At 64.9% G+C, this 4163-nt stretch carries 4 protein-coding genes and 1 CRISPR repeat array; all 4 genes read left to right on the top strand.

Annotation, left to right across the window (positions count from 1 at the left end; translation table 11 throughout):
• Positions 1–1032: nitrate reductase subunit beta (gene narH, locus ACK5IR_RS14765; RefSeq protein ID WP_416929934.1), on the top strand; the 1032-nt coding region annotated here is incomplete at its 5' end.
• Positions 1029–1730 carry a nitrate reductase molybdenum cofactor assembly chaperone gene (gene narJ, locus ACK5IR_RS14770; RefSeq protein WP_416929935.1) on the top strand — a complete coding sequence of 234 codons (702 nt, stop codon included), beginning with the start codon at positions 1029–1031 and terminating at the stop codon, positions 1728–1730. The genes narH and narJ, both read left to right, overlap by 4 nt.
• Positions 1731–1743: 13 nt before the next feature.
• A complete protein-coding gene (gene narI, locus ACK5IR_RS14775; RefSeq protein ID WP_416929936.1) occupies positions 1744–2472 on the top strand; it encodes a respiratory nitrate reductase subunit gamma in 729 nt (242 codons plus the stop codon).
• A gap of 3 nt (positions 2473–2475) precedes the next feature.
• Entirely contained in the window at positions 2476–3252 is a 777-nt protein-coding gene (locus tag ACK5IR_RS14780; protein ID WP_416929937.1) for a peptidylprolyl isomerase, read from the top strand.
• 371 nt (positions 3253–3623) lie between these two features.
• Positions 3624–4140: direct repeats of the CRISPR family, unit length 29 nt; unit sequence CGGTTCATCCCCGCGTGGGCGGGGAACAC.
• Positions 4141–4163: the final 23 nt, after the last annotated feature.

Raw genomic sequence — 4163 nt, forward strand, 5'->3', positions numbered from 1 at the left:
CAGAAGGACATCTATGGAGAATACGAAAACACCTTCATGATGTACCTGCCGCGGCTTTGCGAGCATTGCCTGAACCCCGCCTGCGTCGCCTCTTGCCCGTCGGGCGCGATCTACAAGCGCGAGGATGACGGTATCGTCCTGATAGATCAGGAAAAATGCCGGGGCTGGCGGATGTGCGTGTCGGGTTGTCCGTACAAGAAGATCTATTACAACTGGTCCACCGGCAAATCCGAGAAATGCGTCCTGTGCTATCCGCGCATCGAGTCCGGCCAGCCCACGGTCTGTTCGGAAACCTGCGTCGGCCGCATCCGCTATCTGGGGGTCATGCTTTATGATGCGGATCGCATCGAGGAAGCTGCCGCCAGCGAAAGCGAGATGGAGCTTTACGAGGCGCAGCTTGGCGTCTTCCTCGACCCGAACGATCCGGAGGTGATCGCCGCCGCCCGCGCCGAGGGCATTGCCGACGACTGGATCGAGGGCGCGCGCAATTCGCCGATCTGGAAAATGGCGATGGAGTGGAAGATCGCGTTCCCGCTGCATCCCGAGTACCGCACGCTGCCGATGGTCTGGTACGTGCCGCCGCTGTCGCCGATCCAGAATGCGGCCGAGGCAGGAAAGATCTCGGCACAGGACGACATGCCGGATGTCCGCAGCCTGCGCATTCCGGTCCGCTACCTTGCGAACATGCTGACGGCGGGGGATACCGCCCCTGTCGTCTCGGCGCTCGAAAGGATGCTGGCGATGCGGTCCTACATGCGCTCCAAGACGGTCGATGGCGTCGTCAACCTGGGCGTGGCGAACCGCGTCGGCCTGACGCCGCTGCAGATCGATGAAATGTACCAGTTGCTGGCGATCGCCAATTACGAGGACCGCTTCGTCATCCCCACCACGCATCGCGAACTGGTCGAGGATGCCTACGATCTGCGCGGCGGTTGCGGCTTCACCGACAGCAACGGCTGTTCGACCGGCAGTTCGGGAAGCACGATCTTCCGCGGCAAGAAGTTCCGCAGCCCGCAGGAGTTCATCGCATGAAGACCTTCAAGGCGCTTTCGCTTCTGCTCGGCTATCCGTCGGCCGAGCTTCAGCACGCCATGCCGGGCATCGGCCGGGTTCTTCGCGAAGAGGGGCTGATCGGCGCCGACGATCTGGCCGGGCTCGACCGGTTGACGGGCGAACTTGGCTCGGGCGATCTTTACGACATGCAGGAGCGCTACGTCCTGCTGTTCGACCGGTCGCGCACCCTTTCGCTCAACCTGTTCGAACATGTCCACGGCGAAAGCCGCGACCGTGGCGGCGCCATGGTCGATCTGCTGGAGATGTACCGGGCGGGCGGTTTCGACCTGAACGGCAGCGAATTGCCCGATCACCTGCCGGTGCTGCTGGAATACCTTTCGACCCGGCCGCTGCCGGACGCGCGCGGCATCCTTGCCGATGCGGGCCATATCCTCTTGGCGCTGCACGAGCGGCTGGAACGAAGGGAAACGCCCTATGCGGCCGTTCTCGGCGCGCTGGCATCGCTCGCTTCGGCCGATCCTGCCACCGAGGATGCCCGGGCGCTGCTGAGCGAAGCGGACGACGACCCCGAGGATCTGGCCGCGCTCGATGCGGTATGGGAGGAGGCGCAGGTCACCTTCGGGCCCGATCCCGACGCCGGCTGTCCTGCCAGCCGCGAGCTGCTTTCCCGAATGGCACCCGCTGCCGCCCCTGCGCCGGGCGCGCCGGCAAACTGAACAGGAGGACCTGATGCACAACTTTCTTTTCGGGGTCTATCCCTACATTGCGATCACCGTGATGATCGTGGTTTCCATCGTGCGGTTCGAACGCGATCCGTTCAGCTGGAAATCTTCATCCAGCCAGATTCTGCGCAAGCGCCAGTTCATCGTCGGATCGGTGCTGTTTCACGTCGGCGTGCTGCTGATTCTGGCGGGCCATCTGGTCGGGCTGCTGACGCCGATCGCCATTTTCGATGCGCTGGGTGTCAGCCATGGCGCCAAGCAGATCCTCGCGATGTCGCTGGGTGGTGTCGCCGGAATCATGGCGATGATCGGCGGGATCGTCCTGCTGCACCGCCGGCTGGTCGATCCGCGTATCCGCAACAATTCGACGGTGGCGGATACCGGCATCCTGATCCTGCTGATGATCCAGCTTTTCCTCGGGCTCATGACGATCCTCGTATCGGCGCAACACCTCGACGGTCACGAGATGGTCAAGTTCATGAACTGGGCCCAGGCGGTCATCTATTTCGGCGCCGATCCGGCCTCCTACCTCACCGATGTCTCGTGGCTGTTCAAAATGCACATCGTGCTGGGCCTGACGATTTTCCTGCTGTTCCCGTTCACCCGGCTCGTGCACATGCTCTCGGCGCCGGTGCGCTACCTGTGGCGCCCGGGATATCAGATCGTCCGGACCCGGCGCGGCGCCACGCCACCCCGCAACGGGCTGACACCGTTTTCACAACAACGGGTGGAGTGAGCGATGAAGCATAAGCCGCTGCTGCAGCCGGCATGTGTAAACGGCACGGTCATTTCAGCCGAGCGTATTGCCGCCGAAGCACAGAACCATCCCGCACCCGGCGGCAAACCGGGACTTGCCTGGAAGGCGGCGAGGCAGGCGCTGGTGCTGCGCGAGGTCCTGCTTCAGGAGGCCGTGGCGCGCGGGATCGCGCCGGAGCCGGCCGAGATCGACGACGGACGATGGGAAACCGACGAGGATTCGCAGATTCGCCAGTTGCTGGACGAGGCGGTCAACCCCGCGCCACCCGATGACGACGCGCTGCGAACCTTCTACGACGAGAACCCCGATCGCTTCCGCGCCCCCTCGCTCTACGAGGCTGCCCATATCCTGATACCGGCGGCACCCGACGATGCAAATGCGCGCGCCGGCGCCCGCGACAGGGCGGTGGCGCTGTGCAGCACTCTCGTTCGCGATCCCGCGGCCTTTGCCCGGCTTGCCGCAGAGCACAGCGCCTGCTCGTCGCGACAGAACGGCGGCCGTCTCGGCCAGATCACCTCCGGCGACACGGTACGCGAATTCGAGGCGGCGCTGGCGCAAATGGACGAGGGCGAAATCAGTACCGAGCCGGTCGAGACACGCTACGGTTTCCATCTCCTCAGGCTCGATGCGCGGGCAAAGGGAGAGGTTCTTCCCTTTGCCGCCGTCCTGCCGCAACTACGCCTGGCACAGGAAAAGGCCAACTGGATCCGTGCCAGCCGCGATTTTGCCGCAGACCTGCTTGCGCGTGCAGAAATGTAGGGCCGTGCCGTCGGTAGCGGGGTGTCTGTGTCAGGCGGATTCGCGCTTGAGCAGACAGCCCGCCGCAGATCGTCTTGAGCTTTGACAAGACCATCCCGATGGGGTTGAAGTCAGGGCTGTGGGACGGAAGGAATCCCCACGCCATGCCGCGCGCCCCGACAACCGGAACCGGTGGACATAAGCCTCGGACCGGTTGCCGCTGATCGGTCCATCCACGACCATCGGCGCGACCATGCCGTCGAGCCGCAGACCGGCAACGAGGTGGCGGTATCGCGATGGCCATGGGAAACCCCATCCAAAGCCGCTCACCCTTGCGAAAGCAGCCATGGGGTCGCGCGATGTTCGTCACACACCCTGTCTCGCCGATGAAGGCGATCTTCCCCGCGTGGGCGGGGAACACACATAGCCCCAAACCGCATCCTCGTTGCGGGTAGGTTCATCCCCGCGTTGGCGGGGAACACCGCTCGCCCCGGCTCAGGATCACCCAGCGGGTCGGTTCATCCCCGCGTGGGCGGGGAACACGCGCTGGCTTTCTTTGCCGCGCCCGAGGCCAGCGGTTCATCCCCGCGTGGGCGGGGAACACCTTCCTGGAAGCGCTCAGGCTGCCCCCACCGTCGGTTCATCCCCGCGTGGGCGGGGAACACGGGCCCTCCTGGAGGCCCAGCCCGAGGAGGGGCGGTTCATCCCCGCGTGGGCGGGGAACACAACTCAATGCGCGCGGGGGAACCGTTGCGGTCCGGTTCATCCCCGCGTGGGCGGGGAACACCGGCGGTGCTTCTCCAGATAGCAGAGCTCCGGCGGTTCATCCCCGCGTGGGCGGGGAACACTCCCAGGGCACGACCCCCTCGAGGCTGTCCTGCGGTTCATCCCCGCGTGGGCGGGGAACACAGGTTCACGTGATGGACGCCCTG

Origin of the sequence: Tropicimonas sp., from assembly GCF_047971885.1 — a bacterium.
Lineage (GTDB): Bacteria > Pseudomonadota > Alphaproteobacteria > Rhodobacterales > Rhodobacteraceae > Tropicimonas.

What these genes read in the sequence shown, in the direction of transcription:
- narJ (WP_416929935.1), top strand. Translation starts at nt 1,029, where the DNA reads ATGAAGACCTTCAAGGCGCTTTCGCTTCTGCTCGGCTATCCGTCGGCC.
- ACK5IR_RS14780 (WP_416929937.1), top strand. Translation starts at nt 2,476, where the DNA reads ATGAAGCATAAGCCGCTGCTGCAGCCGGCATGTGTAAACGGCACGGTC.
- narI (WP_416929936.1), top strand. Translation starts at nt 1,744, where the DNA reads ATGCACAACTTTCTTTTCGGGGTCTATCCCTACATTGCGATCACCGTG.